Annotated in this window: 1 pseudogene; it reads left to right on the top strand. The window is 40.4% G+C overall.

Features of this window, described 5'->3' with window-relative positions:
• Window positions 1-1,209: pseudogene (locus BLV91_RS17090) on the top strand (gliding motility-associated C-terminal domain-containing protein); the annotation flags it as partial.

A 1,209-nucleotide genomic window follows, 5' to 3' on the forward strand; every position in this document is an offset into this window, starting at 1 on the left:
TGCAGCACCAATCAAAGCAGTAAATGATGTTGCAGGACCAATCAACGGAATAGTTGGAGGAGATGCAGGAATCAATGTATTGGATAATGATTTATTGAATGGCGTTAAAGTAGTAGCCTCAGAAGTAAAAATCACTTCTACTCCAAACGGACCATTAACAGTAAACACAGACGGAACCGTAACTGTAGCAGAAAACACAAAAGCAGGAGAATACACAGTAGACTATACGATCTGCGAAGTATTAAATGCAGACAACTGTTCAACAGCGACAGTAACGGTAACAGTAGTTGCAGCACCAATCAAAGCAGTAAATGATGTTGCAGGACCAATCAACGGAATAGTTGGCGGAGATGCAGGAATCAATGTATTGGATAATGATTTATTGAATGGCGTTAAAGTAACTCCATCAGATGTAAAAATCACTTCTACTCCAAACGGACCATTAACGGTAAACACAGACGGAACCGTAACGGTAGCAGAAAACACAAAAGCAGGAGAATACACAGTAGATTATACAATCTGCGAAGTATTAAATGCCGACAACTGTTCAACAGCGACAGTAACGGTAACAGTAGTTGCAGCACCAATCAAAGCAGTAAATGATGTTGCAGGACCAATCAACGGAATAGTTGGAGGAGATGCAGGAATCAATGTATTGGATAATGATTTATTGAATGGCGTTAAAGTAGTAGCCTCAGAAGTAAAAATCACTTCTACTCCAAACGGACCATTAACGGTAAACACAGACGGAACCGTAACGGTAGCAGAGAACACAAAAGCAGGAGAATACACAGTAGATTATACGATCTGCGAAGTATTAAATGCAGACAACTGTTCAACAGCGACAGTAACGGTAACGGTAAATGCAGCACCAATCAAAGCAGTAAATGATGTTGCAGGACCAATCAACGGAATAGTTGGCGGAGATGCAGGAATCAATGTATTGGATAATGATTTATTGAATGGTGTTAAAGTAACTCCATCAGATGTAAAAATCACTTCTACTCCAAACGGACCATTAACAGTAAACACAGACGGAACCGTAACGGTAGCAGAGAACACAAAAGCAGGAGAATACACAGTAGATTATACGATCTGCGAAGTATTAAATGCCGACAACTGTTCAACAGCGACAGTAACGGTAACAGTAGTTGCAGCACCAATCAAAGCAGTAAATGATGTTGCAGGACCAATCAACGGAATAGTTGG

It is taken from the genome of Flavobacterium degerlachei (genome assembly GCF_900106645.1).
Classification (GTDB): domain Bacteria; phylum Bacteroidota; class Bacteroidia; order Flavobacteriales; family Flavobacteriaceae; genus Flavobacterium; species Flavobacterium degerlachei.